The organism is Burkholderia sp. Bp8963, assembly GCF_003854275.1.
Classification (GTDB): domain Bacteria; phylum Pseudomonadota; class Gammaproteobacteria; order Burkholderiales; family Burkholderiaceae; genus Burkholderia.
This window is the reverse complement of sequence record NZ_QTQP01000013.1, coordinates 136,342-153,924: the sequence shown is the minus strand read 5'-3', so window position 1 is coordinate 153,924 and position 17,583 is coordinate 136,342. Positions and strand designations below refer to the sequence as shown.

The following is a 17,583-nucleotide window of genomic DNA, read 5'->3' as shown; positions in this document are numbered from 1 at the left end:
TTCGCGAGTCTCTCGCCCGGTACGTGGCAGTCCGCCGTGCTCTCGGGGCGTCATTCTATGAGCCTGCCTTGGCACTCGGTCATTTCGTTGATCTGCTGGAGCGCGAAGGCGCCGAGTTCGTTACAACCGATCTGGCTCTGCGCTGGGCGACGACGCCCGTACTCGTCGAACGCGCTACCTGGGGGCGGCGCCTCTCTCAAGTGAGAGGATTCGCCAGATGGATGAACGTGATTGACAATCGAAACCAGATTCCTCCAGCAGGACTCCTGAGTGCCCGAAGACGGCGCAACGCCCCGCATATTTACACTGAGCAGGAAATTGATCTGCTTATGGCCCACGCCGCTCAATTGCGATCCCGAACCGGCATGCGAGCACTGACCTATTCGACGCTCATAGGGCTTCTTGTAGCGACAGGCCTCAGGCCAGGCGAAGCGCTTCGGTTGGACCGGTCCGACGTTGACCTCGTCAGCGGGATACTCTCCATCCGAGAATCGAAGTTTGGCAAATCCCGCTTTGTTCCTGTAGCAGAGTCTTCCCGGGTGGCACTCGAACACTATGCCCGGAAACGCGATCAACTCTGTCCTGTACGATTGAGCGAGGCATTCCTGGTTAGTGAGCGCGGCAAGCGCCTGAAGGCAGGCACTGCGCGAAGCATGTTCGTCAGAATGTCGCGCGCTGTTGGTCTGCGATCGGCGACAGAGGACGGGCGCGATGGTTACGGCCCGCGCCTCCAGGACTTCCGACATAGCTTCGCGACTGGAAGGCTGGTCGAATGGTATCGCGCCGGTCTGGACGTAAGTCGGGAATTGCCGAAACTTGCCGCCTACCTCGGGCATGTCAACATCGGCCTTACGTACTGGTACATCGAAGCGGTTCCTGAGTTGCTTGAACTCGCGGCAGCCTATCTCGACAAGGACTGTCCGGGAGAACGGCCGTGAGCGCCGCCAGCCTCCCAGCCCTCGTTCAGCGCTTCTTCACCCAGCGCCTGCTCGAGCAGCAAGGTCTGAGTTCGCATACGGTGGCAAGTTACCGTGACACGTTCCGGCTGCTGCTGGCGTTCGCCACGCAGCATATCGGGCGCGCGCCGTCAAAGCTGCGAATCGAGGACTTCGACGTGTCGTTGATCGAGGAATTCCTGCAGCACCTCGAACACGGCAGAGGCAATTCGGTGCGCACACGCAACACGCGGCTTGCCGCCGTGCATGCCTTCTTCCGGTTCGTCGCAGTCAGCGAGCCTGCGTTGTTTCTGCAGTGTCAGCGCATTCTTGCAATCCCATCCAAACGCTGCGAGCACGGCCCGGTTGAGTTTCTGACCGAGAGCGAGGCCGCCGCTCTGGTAGGGGCGCCCGACGCACGAAACTGGATCGGCAACCGCGACCGAACGCTGCTTCTTGTAGCGGTTCAAACGGGTCTGCGCAATAGCGAATTGACCGCACTCCGGCGTCAGGATGTGACGCTAGGCACAGGCGCCCACGTTCGTTGCCTCGGCAAAGGCAGAAAGATGAGATGCACTCCGCTGCGACCGGATGTAGTTGCCGTCCTGAAACAGTGGCTGCTGTATCAACCAGGCGAACCAGGCGATCCGGTCTTCCCCAGTTCGCGCGGTGGTCATCTCAGTGCCGATGCTCTTCAGCAACTCGTGTCGCGCAACGCCGAAATCGCGCGCCTCTCGTGCCCCTCGCTGAAGAAGAAATCTATAACGCCTCATACGCTTCGGCACACGGCCGCGATGAGCCTGATGCATCACGGCGTCGACCTGACCGTGATCGCGCTCTGGCTCGGTCACGAGTCCTCCGAGACTACCCAGATCTATTTGCACGCAGACATGCAACTCAAGGAACGCGCGCTCGCACACGCGACGGCGAGTGGTGTTGCACCGACACGCTACAAACCTCCAGATCCGTTGCTCGCCTTCCTGGAGGCTCTCTGATAATGCCGACAACCGGAGCGACCGGGAACAGAGATCCGCCCAACCGTTGTGTCCGTGGATTCATGACGCGGCATAATCGGGGAGTCGGCATAATTGGCTGGAAAATCAGATTCGACCGTGGGCCATCAGTCGGTCGAACTGGTTGTTCGCCGGTTCGTTGCGCGCCGGACAACGCGCCGCAGCGATCATGAGCCTCATTCGATCTGCGCAACTCAATGGCCACGATCCCTACGTCTATCTGAAAGACGTGCTCAATCGCCTGCCTCCTCACCGGGCCGACGACATCGCCGCGCTTCTACCGCATCGCTGGGCGCCTGCCGCCGTTTGATTAACGGCAAACATGCCCGGGGATGCCTTCGCCGGGTGCTTACGCCTCAACCAGTTCTTGCTTGGCCTGCGGGTCGAAGCGTCGGCGTCGCCCGCCGCGCTGAAAGCCTGCTACCAGACGTGCCTTCAGATCGCTGATGTCTTCTGCCATAGTGTCCACTTCGTAGTTCAAGTGGACACTATCGTCGCCGCTCTAGCCTCGCTGGAACAGGGCGTCGATGAACGATCGCTTACCTTCTTTCAGGTCCGCTCATGGTCTCACCTTCCGCCGAACTGCTCGGGAATCCGTATTCTCGAGATCGTGTGGACCTTCACCTGGCGAGCCCACGGTCCATCGATTGTCCGTTGATCCTGCGAAACGGCCGCGCCGTAATCGAGCGAAATGTTGGTGACAAGAACGTCCTCACCATGGAATACGAAAGCAGACGGCCAGAGAAAGCCGATGGGTGCCCCGTCGCGATCGATTCCGCCGAAGTCGCCGAGCTTGGCAATCACCCGGCCCTGCGTCGGCTCGAGCACGAGAATCTCATCGGACTGGTTGCACACGACCCAGATGTTGTCGTGCCCGTCGATTTTCAGACCGTCGGGCCCGCCGCCGACGCGGTTGACGAAGATCTCAGGCGTGCCGGGTTCGAGCATCGGGCCAGTCACCGGTATCTTGACAATCGTGTCGTTCGCCGTATTGGAGACGAACAACGCCGTCTTCTCGTTATTGAACGCCATATCATTCGCACCGATGCCCGGTGGTAGCCTCGTCGGCTTGAGCAGCGGGCTTGTGACCCACGCCGACCCTTCGCCGCCGTATGGTCCGACTTTCCAGATAATGCCCTGGTGGCCGTCGGTCACGTACACATTGCCCGCGGCGTCGAACATCAACCCGTCGAGGCCGGGGTCCTTGCCCGTGACCGTCATGAACACGGATGATGCACCCGTCCTGGGATCGACGCTCAGAACCTTCCCGGTCACGTTATCGACCACAAGCAACTTGCCCGTCTGGGGATGGAAGCCAATGTCAGTCAATATTCCGCTCGTGCCCCCGATGCCGACAGTCCGTAGGTACTTGCCCTGTGGGTCGAACACAAGGAACGTTCCCCCAAACGTGGTGACATAGATGTTGCCCTCGCGATCCACGGTGATCCCCGCGGGATGCGCTTCACCGGGGGGCACCGTGGCGAATCTCTCGACCGTCCCGCGCTCCCAGGCCTGCGTGGTGAGCGGCGTCGCCAGCAACACCAACCATATCAGCATCGGTAACATCAGCATTGACTTGGTTTTGTTCATTCTCTGTCTCCTAATATCGAGGGTCTCTGGATTCGTCGCCGGTCAATACGACTTTGGCAGACCGAGCGAAAACGTCATTGCTTGCGGTCCGCACCCACGGCGGATTCGGTTACGCCAAGGAGTACCGCGTCGAGCGCGGCTTGCGCGAAAGCGTGCTGCCGCTGCTCGCGAAGCTGGCCTCGGCGGCCAGGTACTTGGCCGCCGAGGCCGCGCCGCCGCAGGGCTTGCCGGCGTCGACTTCCACATCATCAGCGCTCGGCCGATTTCAGGCGCATCCAGCATTCCACCAGTGAATGCTGGATCGCCTGGTTCTTACCGATCGGGCGGCCGAACACGATGCATTCCCTGGCGTAGTCGGTTGCCCGCGCCAGCGCTGTCTCAGCGGCGCCGAGCGCGGCAGCGACGACGAGGATGCGCTCCGGGTTCAGACCGTGCAGCAGATACCTGAAGCCCTGGCCTTGCTCGCCGATGTAATCCTCGACCGGAATTTCCAGCCCGTCGATGAACAGCTCGTTGGAGTCCACCGCCTTGCGCGCGTTGACAAACCGCGCCAGTTGCTCAGCGCGGACATCTCGTTCTATGGTAGGTCGTCGCCCGGCGAATTCAACTCGCCATGACTACAAGCGTAGTGGCTGCCGATGGCCAGCGCCTATACGGCGTAAGCGCGAGTCACGCACCGGCCGTTCCGTACGCAGGCGACAACGTCGCTGTCCCGCCGGCTCCGCCAGCGCTGCCGCCGATCAACGACGAAGAGGCCTACCGAACCAACCTGACGCGTTGGCTTGACGGCGATGATGCTCAGAAAGGTGATGCACGCCAATTTTTTTGGCATGCCTTTGCCGGCTCGCAGGCCGCTGAGACGATTGATGAAGTCGAACGGTTCGGCAGCGCGGGACAGCGCATGTCGACTCACGACTTTCGGAAAGCGCATCAATTTCTGTGTTCGACGCTGTCCAACGGCCTTTCTGATCTCGACTTTAAAGGCGTGCTTGAACTCATTCTCTCGTGCCGGAGCGGCTGGCCTTATCCTCTTGCTGAGATCCTCGTCCGCCACGGTCGGGATGCTTCGGTGTTTAGGCAGTGGCTGATCTGCTACGCACTCGGCGAGATCGGTAGCGCTCCGCACGCGTCTGTGTGTGAATTTCTGGAAACGCGCGCTCATACTCACACCTGGCCCATCCGTCTCCAAGCCGCTCTTGCGCGCTTCAAAACGTTCGTGAAAGCCGAAGGGGTTTTTAGGCTCAATCATAAAGGGCAGACGAAGGCCAGCTATGACACCCTCGTGGATTCACTGCTAACGCCGATGTCGGAGCTCGAGCGCCTGATTTGCCTGCTCGCCTTTGCGAGCATTCTCAGCGGTCCTGGCGTGGGATCATTTTCCTCACCCTTCCAAAGTAACTACCCGGGGCTTCAAATCCAAATTGAGGCGCTCTGCCTTCCCATTCTGAAGAACGACGACAATAAATCGAAGGCAGCTACGCTAACCTAGGACCTTCTGCGCGGACCGATGACTTTGATCGTAACCACTAGCTGTGATTGTCGACGATCTAGGCGACGCCGTTGAACGACTCAAGCTAGCCGACAGCACACGTCGCGTTGGCATTTTGAAAGCAGTCGCTACCACTTCGGCATCGGGGCGAATGGCCGCTACCGGGCGCAGCGCCGCATCGTCAGAACTCGGCCATGAGCGGTCCTTCATGATTGATTCGCGAGGGCCCGTTCATGTGCGAAGCACCGCCATTTAACGAGCGGCCGGAACCGACGACTCTTCCGCCAGAATCACATGCTACGAGGTTACGGCTGCAACCCCTTCCAGCGCGATAATCCTTGTCGTCGCGCATCTTTCACGGATCGCCTTGAGGCGGGCATACTCCGGCGACTCATACCACGCCATCAAGGAATCCATGTCAGGAAACTCGATGATGACGAGGCGGTGCGGTTGCCAATCACCTTCGAGCACTTTAGTCAGACCACCACGGCCCAGATATTTCCCGCCATAGCGCGCCTCGGTAGCCGGCACTTCTCGTTTGTATTCTTCAAACAGAGCCGGGTCCTTCACATCGACATCGGCAATCAGGTATGCAGTCATGGCGCGATCCCTTTCACGGAAGTTCGACGGCCCACGGTCACTGTTTCATTGTAGGTGACTGCGTCGTTCGCGTATTACTGCCGGTAGTGTTGCGGAGCGACGCCGATGATGCGCTTGAACATCGTCGAAAATGCCGTCGGACTGCTATAGCCGAGGTCATACGCGACGCGCGTGATCGAGCGGCCCTGCGCAAACCAGGCGATGGCCGCCAGCAGGCACGCCTGCTCGCGCCACTCAACGTAGCTCACCCCCAGCTGTTCGCGGAACAGCCGAGTGAAGCTGCGGCGACTGAGCCCGACGCGGCTTGCCGCTTCGTCGAGGCTGAGCGATGCGGACGGAGCCGCGAGCACTTCCCGGCAAAACGCCGCCAGGCGAGGCTCTTTCGGCAGCGGGGCATTGAGCGCCAATGGCTGCATCGCGGCGATCTCGTCCACGAGCAGATCCATGATCCGTCCCGAGCGCGTCATGGGCTCATACAGCGCAGGTTGTCGTACAGCTTCCGAGATGAGGTCCCTGAGCAAGTGGGACGTGCTCAGCACACAGCAGTGACGCGGCAACAGGCTGGCCTGTTGCGCGTCCGAGTGGACAAAGGCGTTGAGCATCCGCACCTGCCCACTCATCTGCATTTCGTGCGGAAATTCGGCGGGGAGCCAGACCGCACACTGCGGAGGAACGATCCAGTTTCCCGCCGTCGTCGACACCGTCATCACGCCTTCGGCGGCGTACGCGAACTGGCCGCGCGCATGCGTGTGGTTGGGATGCGTGAAACCCGAAGGATAGTTGCGTTCTGTCGCTATGACGTCCCTGGGGACTTCCTCATAGCTCACCGGTATGGCGACTCGCATGGCCCGAATTATTGTGTGATTGACCTGATCGTGAGAGTGAAACAACGAACGGAAATCTACCATGCCTGTTGCACGCGGTACTCGTATTCCGCTCACTTTCCATCGATCGCTTTTCCGAAGAGGCAACAATGACGCTGCGCAACGAGCAAATGCTGGCCCGATACAGTCAATGGGCCAATAAGGTGATTTATGACGTGGTGGCAGGCTTGCCCGAATCGGAGATTGCGGCGCCCCGTGAAACCGTCTTCGGGAGTGTCCTGCGCACATTGGGGCACAACTACGCCGTCGGCGCGATCTTTCAGGCGCATCTGGCGCGACGTGCGCACGGGTTCACCGTGCGCAACGTTCCCGATACGACGACGTTCGGCGAACTGCGCACGATGCAACGCGAACTCGATACCTGGTATGTGACGTGGATCGACGGAATGCAAGACAGCGATCTGGATGAGTCAATCCGCTTTCAGTTCGTGGATGGCGGCGACGGCGTGATGACGCGAAGGGAAATGTTCTTCCATGTCGTCAATCACTATACGTTCCACCGCGGGTTCGCCGTCGATACGCTGCGCAGGATGTCTACGGTCGTCCCGGCGACGGACATCACGGTCTATCTCTGCGATTACGTCCGGAAGTAGGTCATGCCTGTCGCATGCCACTCATTCGTATCAATCCCACACGCGTTGGGTGGAAGCATGCAGAAAAGTCCGCATACGCTATCGTCAGACAATTGTATGATTTAAAACTTTTCGTCGTCCCACCGTTTTCATATCGCGGAGAATGCTGTGCGAGATTCCAGGCTGAAAGTTGCGGTATTTTTTGGTGGCAACAGCGCGGAGCGTGAAGTCTCCATTGCGAGCGCAGGCCAGGTAATCAACGCACTGCGAAGCCTGGGCCACGACGCGGTTGCGGTGGATTCTTCGCGAGGTCTGCTGGCATCGGAAGAAGAAGCACGCCTTCTGGCATCGCGCGTGGACGAAACGCCTCCATCGTCGCAGGCGTTGACGCCGACGAACATGCATTGATCGACCTCGCGAGCAGGTGGGTCGCCCCTCCCGACGTCGGCGCCCATCCCACCGGAGCAGCGGTCGACCTTACGTTGCAACATGTCGACGGCAGTCTTGTCGACATGGGTGGCGTGATGAATGCTACGGATGACGAATCGTCAGGAACCTGTTACACCCAAAACGCTTTTATCTCGCGCGAAGCCGCGCGACATCGTCAGATCGTTTTTGATGCGATGACTGCAGCCGGTTTCGTGAACTATCCGTCCGAATGGTGGCACTGGTCGTATGGGGATCGGTACTGGGCCGTGTGCGAGAAACAGCCTCACGCGCTTTTCGGGCCCGTCGAGGAAGAGGCGCTGATCGAGATGGCCCGGTCGCCGGTCTCGGCCATTTCGCGTATCGGATACGGCACGGGTACATCCGGCTAGAACGCTTGCCGAACCGCTCGTGCCGCGACGCTGCCGCGATCGCGTCCGCTTTCAACCGCGACGGTTTCCGGATGAACCGGTCAGGCCTTCGTGCTGCCCGCGACTCAAAAGTCCTTGCGCATCTTGCGAAGCAGGTCACCGCCCGATTCGTGCGTGTTTACCGCATTGATGATGTCGGTAAGAAACCAGGGCAGGGTCAGTTGCGTGTCGGAATCGGCAACGCACACGCGGATCAACGGCGGTTTTGACGGGGAGCGAGAGATTCGCGTCGCCTCGGGGGAGGTTGGCGGGACACAATTTCTTGCATTCGCCGGAACGGCGGGCACGTTGCCCTGACTTGCGCCGTAGGCTGTCGGCAAGCTGACGACGGCAAGCACAAGCAGGGCAGCGGTAGAGCCAACGTGCTTCATTCGAGTCTCCGACGATGTTGGTTTGACTCGGCCGCCGGATACGAGTTCGGTGATGCGACGTGAGCGCCGTTGTGCTTGCCGCGCGGAACCCGATGCTCGAACGTTTCGTGCACGCCCCTGGTCGGCGAGCCGCTACAACGCGACATCTCGTCGGCGGAGTCATGACGCCGACTGGCGCGTGGCTGGATCAGGCCGGCCGCAGTGCGTCGGCAACCAGTTCGATCACGGCTGCGCGTTCCCTCGCCGGCGCGAACAGTGGCGCGCGGCGCGCGCACTGCTGCCGCAACTGCGCGAGAAAACCGGCGTCGCGGCTCGCGCGCTCGAGCAGCAGCGCGAGCTGCGCGGCGTCACCCGCCGGGAAATAGCCGCCGTAATCGCGGCCCAGCATGCCGACGTTGCCGGGGATGTGGCTGGCCAGCACCGGCACGCCGCTCGTGACGGCCTCGATGATCACGTTGGCGCCACCTTCCATCACGCTGGAAATGACCATCGCCCGGGCCTGCGCGATGCGCCGCCGCGTGTCGGCGTGCGGCAGGTTCTGCAGCCAGACGTAGCGCTGCCCCGCCGGCCAGGCCTGCGCCTGCAGTGACCGGGCGGCTTGCAGATATGCGTCGTCGAGGGCGCTGCCGATATGGGTCAGGCGCACGCGTGAATCGTCGGGGAGCAGCGACAGCGCCCGCATCGGCGTCAGCGGATCCTTCTCCGCGCGCATGTGGCCGACCAGCACGACATCGAACGCGTCCTCCGGTGCCGCTGCCTCGTGGTACGCCGGGGCCGACTGATAGATCACCCGGCACTTGGCGCGATGCGCGGCAGGCAGTTCGTCAGGCCCTTCGTCCTGCAGCACGACGAGGCTGGTCGCGAGATCGAGGGACCGTCGGGCGGACGCATCGTTGCGGATGTCGCGGTACAGATCGGTGCCGGTCAGCACGACGATCAACGGGCGTCCCGGGCACGCAGCGGCGAAGCGGGCGATGGATTCGGCGGAGCGCCGCGCGTGCAGCGCGATCAGGCACGCCGGCGGCGCACCGTCCTGGCTTTCCGGCGTCCATTCGGCGGCCACCGTGACGGTGTAATCCTTCTGCAGAAAGCCAGACCAGCGATGGGCGGTCTGCCAGTTGCCGTTGTTGGCTTTGCGCAGTGCCGGGCTGATAATCGCGACGTTGGCCTTGGGAGGACGCATGACGATCGGGTCTGAAGGGGTTGCAGCCAGAAGCATAAGCAAGTTTGGGCTCCGTGCGGCGTTTTCCGCATCGCACAAGCGTACCTGGGCCATCATCGAGGATCTGGCGCCGTCTGGGTGGCAGGTCCGCTACGATCCGGGGATCAATCCGCCGTTGTGGGAGTACGCGCATGTCGCATGGTTCACCGAGCACTGGGTGCTGCGGGAACCGCGTCCCGACGCGAGCGGCCGCCTGGTCGCCACGCTGCCTTCGATCCTGGCGGATGCCGATTCGCTGTTCGACTCGATGCGCGTCGCGCATCAGTCGCGCTGGCATCTGCCGATGCCGCCGCTCGACGCGGTGCACGCGTACGTCGGTGTCGTGCTCGAGCGCGTGCTCGCCCGGCTCGACGACGCTGACGATACCGACGACGCGCTGTATTTCTTCCGGCTCGCGCTGTTCCACGAAGACATGCACGCGGAGGCGCTGATCTACATGCGCCAGACGCTCGACCTCGCACTGCATGCGCCGGTCGCGATGCCTGCGGTCCGGGCGGACGCCGGATCGGCCGGGGCGGGGGGCGACACCTTCCTGATGGGTTCGCCGGCCGGCAGCGGTTTCGTGTTCGACAACGAGAAGTGGGCGCATCCGGTCCGGCTCGCACCGTTCCGGATCGACACCGCGTGCGTCAGCCATGCCGCGTTCGCCGAATTCGTCGCGGACGGCGGCTACCGCGACCGGCGCTGGTGGTCCGATGCCGGCCTCGCGTGGCTGCAGCAGAGCGGGCTCGCTCATCCGGCGCGCTGGCGCATCGCCAGCGGCACGCCGTGGCAATGGGAATGGCGCTGGTTCGGCGAGTGGGTGCCGTTGCCGCTCGACCGGTCGGTGTGTCACGTGAACGCGTACGAAGCGCACGCCTATTGCCGCTGGGCCGGCAAGCGTTTGCCGACGGAGGCGGAATGGGAATACGCAGCCACGCATGACCTGATCGACTGGGGCGGATCGGTATGGGAGTGGACGGCCGATCCGTTCGAGCCCTTCGCGGGATTCTCGGCCGACCCGTATCAGGAGTATTCCGCACCGTGGTTCCATACCCATCGTTCGGTGCGGGGCGGATCGTTCGTCACGCGCGACCGCATGCAGCATCCGCGCTACCGGAATTTCTACCTGCCGCACCGCAACGACCTGTTCGTCGGATTCCGCTGCTGTGAATGATCACCGTGCATGATGCCCGTTGCGCACTGCGACCAGCACGGCCACCGGCAGGCTCGCGACGCATGTGTCGAGTCGCAAGCGGCCGTCCGGCGCGTCGATTTCCTGCCGGTTGTTCAGCCAGTCGGACCACGGTCCGGCGGCATCCGGCGGCAGCATGACGACCGTGTCGCGCCACTGTTCCGGCGCCACGCGCGGCAGTGCCGCCGCGCCGTCGAGTAGCGCGTAGGCAAGCCGCGTCGCGACGATGACGACGGTGGCCGTCGCACCGCAGCGCGCGAACGCGATCGCGTGGCGTGCGCGTTCGCCGCGCACGCGCAGCGGCAGATAGCCGCCATCGGCGAACGTTGCGGGCCAACGCGCGCGCAGCGCGAGCATCCGCTCGACGAGCGCGCGCTTCACGCGTGCATCGGGCCAGGTGCGCAGATACGAAGCGACCGGCCCGTCGACACGTTCCGCTTCGAGCAACGCAAACGGTACGTCGCGGCGGTTGTCCGGATCGACGAGCGAATGGTCCCATGCGTCGGTACCTTGATAGAGATCGGGCACTCCGGGCGACGCGATGCGCAGCGCAGTTTGCGACAGGCTGTTCACGACGCCGGCGGGCGCGATCCGCGCGATGAACGCGTGTAGCCGGTGTGCGAAATCGTCGCGGCCGCGCGGCGCGAGCAGCGCACGCAGAAATGCCGCGCAGCCGCGTTCGTAGTCCGCATCGGGCGCGAGCCAGTCGGTGTGCTGTTTCGCCTCGCGCAGCGCCTTCGTCTGCCAGCGCTCGACACGGTCGGCGAGGGCCGCGAGGCCCGGTGCGTCGTCGGGGGCGAGCGTGGGCGGCCAGCAGCCGACGAGCGTCTGGTACAGCATCGCTTCCGCGCCCGGGCCGGGCACCCACGGCAAGCCGCCGTGTGCCGGTTGCCGGTGCGGTGCGTTGAGCACCGACCATTCGAGCGAAGCCGCGCGCCATGCGTCGGGCGCTTCGCTCAGCACGGCGAGTCGTGCGCGTGCGTCCTCACCGCGCTTGTGGTCGTGCGTCGCAGTCGCAACGAGCGTGTGCGGCACCGTGCGCGCTCGGCGGCGGTTGCGCGCATGGAACGCACCGCGCGACAGGCTGAACTCGCCCGCATCGGCGCCGACTTCGTTGCGCGACAGCAGTCTGCCGTAACGATAGTTCGCCGTATCTTCGACGCCTTTGGCGGCGAGCGGCGCGGTGAGCTGCGCGAACGCGATGCGCACCGCACGCGGCGCGGCGTTGTCGCTCCGCGTGCCGACACTCGGCAGGCCGAGCCATTCCGCAACATGATCGAGCGCGGCACGGTCCGCGGCGGCGACTGCTTCGCTCGCACCGTCGTACGCGCAGGCGAGCAGCCGTCGATCGACGGGATCGAGGTCGCCATCGGCCGGATAGAGCCGATAGACGGGCACACGGATCGCCAGTTCGGCGAGCACGCGCTGGATCGCGTTGCGGCTGAAGTCGCGCGTATGGGCCGACGCGCGCGCGACCTGGTGCAGCGCCGCCGCGACGCGCGCATGCTCGGTGGCCAGCGCGTGCGCCAGCACCTGTCGCTTGCCGGCGAGCGCTTCGTCCGCGAACGTCGCCCGTGAGCCGGAAACCGCCGCCCAGTGCGCGGCGAGCGGCGCGGCGCCGGCCGGATCGTGCAGCAGCGCGGCGACGTCGTTCATGAAATCGTAGCCGGTCGTGCCATCGGCGGCCCAGTTCGCGCGCAGTGGCTCGCCTGGCGCGAGGATCTTCTCGACCACCAGATACGGCGCGGCGGTGCGCAGCTCGGCCAGCCGCGCGCGCAGCTGCCGGCAATAGCCGCGCGGATCGGCGAGCCCGTCGACGTGGTCGACGCGCACGCCGTCGACGAGTCCTGCCTCGTATAACCGGAACAGCAGCGCATGCACCGCGTCGAACACCGCTTCGTCGTCGACGCGGACCGCCGCGAGCGTCGCGATGTCGAAGAAGCGTCGCCAGTTGAGCTCGTCGGCGGCCGTGCGCCACCACGCGAGCCGATAGTGCTGGCGTTCGAGCAACCGGTGCAGCCACGCGCGCGAGCGCGCGAGCCCCGGATCGAAGCCGTGCAGCGCGGCATCGAGCGCGCCGGAACCCTGCGCGGCGACGAACTCGCGCAGTGCCGCGTGCGCGGACGCGACGCGCTTGGTTCCGGGCTCGAGCCGGGCCGTGCCGTCGAAGCGCGCGGCGAGCGCGTTCAGGTCCGCGCGGTTCGCGATACGCAGGATCTCCGCGTACGTGGCGACGGCAACCGGCAACCGGCGTCCCCCGCATGCGATCTGAAAGCCCCCCGACTGCGCGTCGGCGCACAGCCTGATGTCGCCCGCCGCGAGCGCGTCGCCGTATGGCGCGCCAAGGCAGGGCAGCAGCACCTTGCCGTCGAGCGCCGCATCGCCCGGATGCCAGTCGATGTCGAAATGGCGTGCGAACGGACTGGCGGAGCCCCATTCGAGTACGTCGTTCCACCAGCGGTTCGACGATCCGCCGACACCCATGTGGTTCGGCACGATGTCGACGATCACGCCCATGCCGCGCGCGTGCAGCGCATCGACGAGCGTGACGAAACCGCGCTCGCCGCCGAGTTCGGCGCTGATTTCCGTGTAGTCGACCGTGTCGTAGCCGTGCCGCGAGCCGGGCTCGGCGGTCGTGATCGGCGACAGGTACAGGTGGCTCGCGCCAAGCCGGGCGAAGTAGTCGACGTGCGCGGCCGCATCGTCGAACGTGAACCCGGCGTGAAGCTGCAGCCGCAGCGTGGCGCGCGGTGTCATTGCGTGCGCTCCCGTGTGCATCTTGCCTGTGCGACGGTCGCGATGCGCGCGCATACGTCGGTGTCGAACAGCGCATCGACCGGCCGCGCCAGGCGCCGCCGCCAGTTCGGATGACCGCACGGCGGGCCCGGCAGGTTCGGCTGCGCATCGAGCGCGAGCAAGTCCTCGAGCGGCAGCATCGCGAGCGGCGACGGCCCTTGCGCAACGTACGCGAGTATCGCGTCGACGGGCGGGGCGTCCGGCGGCGCAAGGTCGCGGCCGGCCGGCGCGCATCCCGCGCGCTGCAGCGCATGCCATAGCGCGGCGCGTTCGGTGTCGCGGGCGGCGACGGCGCGTGCGTCGGCTTCGGGCGGTCGGCCTGCTCGGACGTCGCGGCCGGCATCGGACGCGAAGTCGGCTTCGGCTTTGGCTTTGGCTTCGGCTTCCGCTTCCGCTTCGGCGCCGCCGTCGCGTCCGGTGCCGCCTCCGTCACGGTCTTCGCACCCGCGCGCCACTGCGCGCCGCCAGCCGAGGTCGCTGCCGCGCCACCAGCCGGCAACGGTCGGCAGGTCGTGTGTCGACGTCATCGCGACGGCGTCGCAATCCCATGCGCGGGGCGGCAGGAACGCGCCGTCGGCATCGCGTTCGAACCACAGCACGCGCATGCCGGCGATGCCGTGCGCCGCGAGCCGCGCGCGGAACCCGGCCGGCACCGTGCCGAGATCCTCGCCGATCGCGATTGCGTGATGGCGGGCCGACTCGAGCGCGACGAGCCGCAACAGGTCGTCGCACGGATAGCGCAGATACGCACCGTCGCGCGGGCGTGCGCCGTCGGGCACGATCCACATCCTTGCGAAGCCGAGCACGTGGTCGATGCGGATGCCGCCCGCATGCGCGAACGTCGCGCGCAGCAGGTCGACAAACGACGCGAAGCCTTCCGCGCGCAACGCGGCGGGCGTCCACGTCGTCACGCCCCACGCCTGCCCGTCGGCGTTGAACAGGTCGGGCGGCGCGCCGAGCGACGCGCCGTGCAGCAATGTCGCGCGATGCGCCCACACGTCGCTGCCGGCATGGTCGGAGCCGACCGCCAGGTCGGCAATCAGGCCGATCGCCATGCCGGCCGCGCGGGCCGCGCGTTGCGCGTCGGCGAGGGCGTTCGTCGCGCACCATTGCAGGAATGCGTGGAACGCGACGGTGTCCTCGTGCTCGCGCGCGAACGCATCGACCTCGGCGGAGGCCGGCATCTGCCACCGCGCGGGCCAGTGCCGCCAGTCGGCGCCGAAGCCGTGACCGATGCAGTACGCGTGCAATGCATCGAAGCGCGCATGTGCGTCGAGTGCCGCACCGCCCTCCGCGCGAAAACGCTGAAATGCTTCGTGGCCGGCGCCGCCGTGCGCGCGCCACGCATCGAACCGCACACGCAGCGCGTGCAGCTTGCGCGGCAGCACGCGCGGCCAGTCGATCAGCGGCGCGTCCGCCAGCGAATCGCCGTCAGCCGGCACCCGCTCGGCGCCCGGCACCGCATCGCAAGCGAGATAGGCGACGTTGTGCCAGCGGCGCGACGACGGCGAGTACGGGCTGTCGCGCTCGGGCTGGGCCGGGAACAGCGCATGGGTCGGGCTGATCGCAAGCGCTTGCGCGCCGTGCCGGGCCGCATGCGCCGCGAGCTGCGCGAGCGCGGTGAAGTCGCCGCATCCGTCGTCATGCGCGCGCCGCAAGCCATACAGCTGAGCCGCGATGCCCCAGCAGCCGTCGGCGTCCCGTTCGCGTGCGGCATCGGCGAAGGTCCGGCCCGGCGGCGGCGCAATGGCGAGCGTGATCTGCCGCTCGCCGATTTCCAGTGTGTGGTAGCCGGCGGCGAGCGGCGGCAGCGCGCCGCGATCGCCGGCACCGGCCACGTGCCCGTTGACGGTTGCGCCCGTTTCGAGCGCGATCCGGAAGCGCTCGCCGGGCCGCATGACCGTCAGCGGCAGCACGAGCGGCACGCCGGCGTCGCCCGTGACGAAGTGCGGCGGCGTCGCGGCCGCAGCGGCCAGCGCGTTCGCGCTGTCCACACGCTCGGCGGCGGTGCCGCACGGCCAGCCCAATGTGGCGACGAGCGCGTACAGCACGCCGTCGTCGACGCGACGCGCCACACCTGCCGCATCGGTCCACTCGATCTCGAATCCGGCCGCCCGGGCGAGCGTCGCGATCGGTATGTCGGTCGTCATTGTTGGTCGCTCCTTTCGCTGCGTTCACCGCTTTCGCGCCGATCGCGCGGCGCGCCGCGTCCCGCCGAGCCGTCGTGCCACGCGATGCACGCATGGCCGCACAGTTGCCGGTCGGCCAGCCGGTCGCGCGCGCGCGGCGGCGTCTCGAACACGATCCTGCCGGCCGGCAGCGCGGGCAGCCGCGCGGCGTGCGCGCCGAGATTCAGCGCGATCGTCAACGTGCTGCCGTCACCGAGCCGCCAGCACGCGACGAGCGCCCGCGCGTCGCTGCCGTCCGTTTCCGCCAGCACGGTAGCGTCGAGCGCGCGGGCGTCGCGCAGATGCGGGGTCACGAATGCCGAGCGGACCGCCAGCGCGCTGCGGTAGAAGCGGCGCCACGAGGCGGCGTCGGGCGGTTCCGCGGCCGGCGTGTCGAGCGTCGAGCGCGCGAATGTCGCCGCGTCGTTCGGATCGGGAATCGCGGTGCGGTGCGCGGGATCCGCGAACGCTGCAAACGCCGCGAATTCGCGGCGCCGGCCGTCGCGCACCGCATCGGCAAGCGGGCCCGCATAGTCGGTGAAGAACTGGAACGGCTGCGTGCTGCCGCATTCCTCGCCCATGAACAGCAGCGGAATCTGCGGCGCAAGCAGCATCAGCGCGGTCACCGCGCGCACCGCGTCGTCGTTCGCGAGCGTGCGCAGCCGCTCGCCGAACGCGCGATTGCCGACCTGATCGTGGTTCTGCAGGAATGTGACGAATGCGGTGGGCGGCAGATGTGCGCTCGGTTCTCCGCGCGGCGCGTTCGCGTGCAGCGGCGACGGCTCGCCCTGGTACGCGAACCCTTCGCCGAGCGTGCGCGCGAGCCGTCGCACCGGCGCGTCCGCATACGCGCGGTAATAGCCGTCGCGCTCGCCGGTGAGCAGCACGTGCGCGCTGTTGTGGAAGTCGTCGTTCCATTGTGCGTCGAAACCGCCCGCATCGAGCAGGCTCGCGGTGTTGCGCTCGTTCTCGAGCACGAGGTGCACGTGACGCGCGCTGCCCGCATGCGCGCGCACCGTGCGCGCGAGCATGCGCAGCCACGCGTCGTTGTCGATCGCGTGCGCGGCATCGATGCGCAGGCCGTCGAAGCGGTATTCGTCGAGCCAGTACAGCGCATTCTCGATGAAGAACCGGCTCACCTGCGGACACGAGAAATCGATCGCGGGGCCCCACGCCGTCTGGCGGTCGCGGCGAAAGAAAGCCGGCGCATAACGCGGCAGCCAGTTGCCGTCGGGGCCGAAGTGGTTGTAGACCACGTCGAGCAGCACCTGCAGCCCTAACCCGTGCGCGGCGTCAACGAGCGCCTTCAGCTCCTCGGGGCGGCCGTACGACGCGTCGGGCGCGAACGGCAGCACGCCGTCGTAGCCCCAGTTCCGCGTGCCCGGAAATGCGTTGACGGGCATCAGCTCAAGCGCCGTCACGCCGAGCGCCGCGAGCGCGGCGAGGCGCCGTTCGACGCGCGGATAACCGCCGCACGCGCCGACATGCAGTTCGTACAGCACCGTCTCGTGCCAAGGACGGCCGCGCCACGTGTCGTAGCGCCAGCGGTACGCGGCAGGATCGATCACCTGGCTCGGGCCATGCACGTCGTAGGGCTGGAAGCGCGACGCGGGATCGGGCACCGCGAGCCCGCCGTCGAGCCGGTAGCGATACAGCGTGCCTGCGCCGCACGGCGCGACGGTCTCGAACCAGCCGTCGCCGACGGCCGTCATCGCGATCGCGGTTGCACCGTGCAGCTCGACCGCGGCCGTGCGGCTCGCGGGCGCCCACAGACGAAAGCGCGTGTGGCCCGCATCGACGGCGGTCGCGCCGAACGACAGCGGGTACGCATGCGTGGCGGACGAAGAAGCGGACGACGGAGCGGACGAAGAAGCAGACGAAGGAGCGGACGAAGAAAGCTTCATGACTCAAA

General features: G+C 65.8%; 16 protein-coding genes and 2 pseudogenes. 8 read left to right on the top strand and 10 right to left on the bottom strand.

Annotated elements, in window-relative coordinates; translation table 11 throughout:
* The first annotated feature begins 68 nt into the window (after positions 1-68).
* The 3 genes and pseudogenes from DID96_RS13870 to DID96_RS13860 form a co-directional block, all read left to right on the top strand.
* Positions 69-938, top strand: coding sequence for a tyrosine-type recombinase/integrase (locus DID96_RS13870; RefSeq protein WP_260463900.1), 870 nt, complete (start codon positions 69-71; stop codon positions 936-938).
* On the top strand, positions 935-1,930 hold the full coding sequence (locus DID96_RS13865) for a tyrosine-type recombinase/integrase (protein ID WP_124599863.1): 996 nt from the start codon (positions 935-937) through the stop codon (positions 1,928-1,930). Before DID96_RS13870 ends, DID96_RS13865 begins: the two co-directional genes overlap by 4 nt.
* An 88-nt stretch (positions 1,931-2,018) precedes the next feature.
* Positions 2,019-2,258 (top strand): annotated as a pseudogene (locus DID96_RS13860) (transposase domain-containing protein); the annotation flags it as partial.
* 39 nt (positions 2,259-2,297) lie between these two features.
* Here the strand turns inward: DID96_RS13860 and DID96_RS13855 are convergent.
* The 3 genes and pseudogenes from DID96_RS13855 to DID96_RS13845 all read right to left on the bottom strand — a co-directional run.
* Complete coding sequence (locus DID96_RS13855; RefSeq protein WP_260463899.1) at positions 2,298-2,429, bottom strand: hypothetical protein; 132 nt, start codon at positions 2,427-2,429, stop codon at positions 2,298-2,300.
* 86 nt (positions 2,430-2,515) lie between these two features.
* Positions 2,516-3,538, bottom strand: a complete 1,023-nt coding sequence (locus DID96_RS13850; RefSeq protein WP_260463898.1) for an SMP-30/gluconolactonase/LRE family protein — start codon at positions 3,536-3,538, stop codon at positions 2,516-2,518.
* A gap of 169 nt (positions 3,539-3,707) precedes the next feature.
* Positions 3,708-4,071 (bottom strand): annotated as a pseudogene (locus DID96_RS13845) (acyl-CoA dehydrogenase family protein); the annotation flags it as partial.
* 80 nt (positions 4,072-4,151) lie between these two features.
* On the opposite strand from DID96_RS13845, the gene DID96_RS13840 reads away from it, so the two are divergent.
* Positions 4,152-5,027 (top strand): hypothetical protein, encoded by an 876-nt coding sequence (locus DID96_RS13840; protein ID WP_124599862.1) that lies wholly within the window; start codon positions 4,152-4,154, stop codon positions 5,025-5,027.
* Between the two features lie 297 nt (positions 5,028-5,324).
* Here DID96_RS13840 and DID96_RS13835 read toward each other — a convergent pair whose 3' ends face one another.
* Together DID96_RS13835 and DID96_RS13830 are read right to left on the bottom strand one after the other, a co-directional pair.
* On the bottom strand, positions 5,325-5,627 hold the full coding sequence (locus tag DID96_RS13835) for a DUF1330 domain-containing protein (RefSeq protein WP_124599861.1): 303 nt from the start codon (positions 5,625-5,627) through the stop codon (positions 5,325-5,327).
* 74 nt (positions 5,628-5,701) lie between these two features.
* Positions 5,702-6,454 (bottom strand): helix-turn-helix transcriptional regulator, encoded by a 753-nt coding sequence (locus DID96_RS13830; RefSeq protein WP_311767743.1) that lies wholly within the window; start codon positions 6,452-6,454, stop codon positions 5,702-5,704.
* Between the two features lie 146 nt (positions 6,455-6,600).
* On the opposite strand from DID96_RS13830, the gene DID96_RS13825 reads away from it, so the two are divergent.
* The 3 genes from DID96_RS13825 to DID96_RS13815 all read left to right on the top strand — a co-directional run bounded on the left by DID96_RS13825 (position 6,601) and on the right by DID96_RS13815 (position 7,901).
* A complete protein-coding gene (locus DID96_RS13825; RefSeq protein WP_124599859.1) occupies positions 6,601-7,104 on the top strand; it encodes a DinB family protein in 504 nt (167 codons plus the stop codon).
* A gap of 147 nt (positions 7,105-7,251) precedes the next feature.
* Positions 7,252-7,491, top strand: coding sequence for a hypothetical protein (locus DID96_RS13820; protein WP_124599858.1), 240 nt, complete (start codon positions 7,252-7,254; stop codon positions 7,489-7,491).
* On the top strand, positions 7,488-7,901 hold the full coding sequence (locus tag DID96_RS13815; protein WP_260463896.1) for a M15 family metallopeptidase: 414 nt from the start codon (positions 7,488-7,490) through the stop codon (positions 7,899-7,901). Before DID96_RS13820 ends, DID96_RS13815 begins: the two co-directional genes overlap by 4 nt.
* Before the next feature lie 104 nt (positions 7,902-8,005).
* On the opposite strand, the gene DID96_RS13810 is transcribed toward DID96_RS13815, so the two are convergent.
* Together DID96_RS13810 and senB are read right to left on the bottom strand one after the other, a co-directional pair.
* Positions 8,006-8,311: a hypothetical protein gene (locus DID96_RS13810; RefSeq protein WP_124599856.1), complete on the bottom strand. Its 306-nt coding sequence runs from the start codon at positions 8,309-8,311 to the stop codon at positions 8,006-8,008.
* Positions 8,312-8,498: 187 nt separating this feature from the next.
* The gene (gene senB / locus DID96_RS13805; protein ID WP_124599897.1) at positions 8,499-9,494 is read right to left on the bottom strand and encodes a selenoneine biosynthesis selenosugar synthase SenB; all 996 of its coding nucleotides are present in this window, start codon (positions 9,492-9,494) and stop codon (positions 8,499-8,501) included.
* On the opposite strand from senB, the gene senA reads away from it, so the two are divergent.
* Positions 9,493-10,689, top strand: a complete 1,197-nt coding sequence (gene senA, locus DID96_RS13800) for a selenoneine synthase SenA (RefSeq protein ID WP_124599855.1) — start codon at positions 9,493-9,495, stop codon at positions 10,687-10,689. The genes senB and senA overlap by 2 nt on opposite strands.
* Here senA and treY read toward each other — a convergent pair whose 3' ends face one another.
* From treY to treZ, 3 genes are read right to left on the bottom strand one after another with little or no spacing between them, the layout of a single operon-like run.
* Positions 10,690-13,464: a malto-oligosyltrehalose synthase gene (gene treY / locus DID96_RS13795; protein ID WP_124599854.1), complete on the bottom strand. Its 2,775-nt coding sequence runs from the start codon at positions 13,462-13,464 to the stop codon at positions 10,690-10,692. It abuts the gene before it with no gap.
* Positions 13,461-15,653 (bottom strand): 4-alpha-glucanotransferase, encoded by a 2,193-nt coding sequence (gene malQ, locus DID96_RS13790; protein WP_124599853.1) that lies wholly within the window; start codon positions 15,651-15,653, stop codon positions 13,461-13,463. Before malQ ends, treY begins: the two co-directional genes overlap by 4 nt.
* Positions 15,650-17,575, bottom strand: coding sequence for a malto-oligosyltrehalose trehalohydrolase (gene treZ / locus DID96_RS13785; protein WP_185732251.1), 1,926 nt, complete (start codon positions 17,573-17,575; stop codon positions 15,650-15,652). Before treZ ends, malQ begins: the two co-directional genes overlap by 4 nt.
* Positions 17,576-17,583 lie beyond the last annotated feature (8 nt).

What these genes read in the sequence shown, in the direction of transcription:
- DID96_RS13850 (WP_260463898.1), bottom strand. Translation starts at nt 3,538, where the DNA reads ATGAACAAAACCAAGTCAATGCTGATGTTACCGATGCTGATATGGTTG.
- DID96_RS13840 (WP_124599862.1), top strand. Translation starts at nt 4,152, where the DNA reads ATGACTACAAGCGTAGTGGCTGCCGATGGCCAGCGCCTATACGGCGTA.
- DID96_RS13835 (WP_124599861.1), bottom strand. Translation starts at nt 5,627, where the DNA reads ATGACTGCATACCTGATTGCCGATGTCGATGTGAAGGACCCGGCTCTG.
- DID96_RS13825 (WP_124599859.1), top strand. Translation starts at nt 6,601, where the DNA reads ATGACGCTGCGCAACGAGCAAATGCTGGCCCGATACAGTCAATGGGCC.
- DID96_RS13810 (WP_124599856.1), bottom strand. Translation starts at nt 8,311, where the DNA reads ATGAAGCACGTTGGCTCTACCGCTGCCCTGCTTGTGCTTGCCGTCGTC.
- senA (WP_124599855.1), top strand. Translation starts at nt 9,493, where the DNA reads ATGACGATCGGGTCTGAAGGGGTTGCAGCCAGAAGCATAAGCAAGTTT.
- senB (WP_124599897.1), bottom strand. Translation starts at nt 9,494, where the DNA reads ATGCGTCCTCCCAAGGCCAACGTCGCGATTATCAGCCCGGCACTGCGC.
- treY (WP_124599854.1), bottom strand. Translation starts at nt 13,464, where the DNA reads ATGACACCGCGCGCCACGCTGCGGCTGCAGCTTCACGCCGGGTTCACG.
- malQ (WP_124599853.1), bottom strand. Translation starts at nt 15,653, where the DNA reads ATGACGACCGACATACCGATCGCGACGCTCGCCCGGGCGGCCGGATTC.
- treZ (WP_185732251.1), bottom strand. Translation starts at nt 17,575, where the DNA reads ATGAAGCTTTCTTCGTCCGCTCCTTCGTCTGCTTCTTCGTCCGCTCCG.